The organism is Bacillus sp. SIMBA_008, from assembly GCF_046535495.1.
GTDB classification, from domain to species: domain Bacteria; phylum Bacillota; class Bacilli; order Bacillales; family Bacillaceae; genus Bacillus; species Bacillus subtilis.
The window spans coordinates 1-460 of record NZ_JAWRWL010000030.1; the positions used below are offsets into that span (position 1 = coordinate 1).

The 460-nt window shown below is 72.6% G+C and carries 1 protein-coding gene; it reads left to right on the forward strand.

The annotated features are described in order from the left end of the window. Window positions 1–430 (forward strand): alpha/beta fold hydrolase (locus SB658_RS21915; RefSeq protein ID WP_410602282.1); only part of this gene is annotated, 430 nt, incomplete at its 5' end. Window positions 431–460 lie beyond the last annotated feature (30 nt).

Genomic DNA, 460 nt, shown 5'->3' on the forward strand with positions numbered 1-460 from the left:
GGTCGACGGCCTGCTGGCCGTGTCGGCCGTGATCCCGCGCGCCGGGGAGTCCTTCGTCTCCGCGATGCCGGCGCCGAACCGGTGGATCCTGCCGGTGGCGCTCCGACTCGGCGGGACCCGGCCGCCGGAGTCCGCGATCCGTCGCGGTCTCGGTCACGGACTCGAAGAGACGGAGGTCGACCGGGTCGTCGCCGAGTTCACCCCGGAACCGCGACGACTCTACCTCGACAGGACGCGCGGCCACGCCTGGACCGGGCGGACCGGGTACCTGACGACCACGCACGATCGCGAGCTGCCCGCGGCGATGCAGCGGCGCTTCGCCGATCGCCTCGGCGCGGAGGGGAGGGAAGACCTCCCGACGGGCCATCTGCCGATGCTGCAGGAGCCCGCGCAGACCGCATCCGCCATCCGTCGCTTCCTGGACGCCTGATGACCGACCCGGCGGCTAGCATTCAAGGAT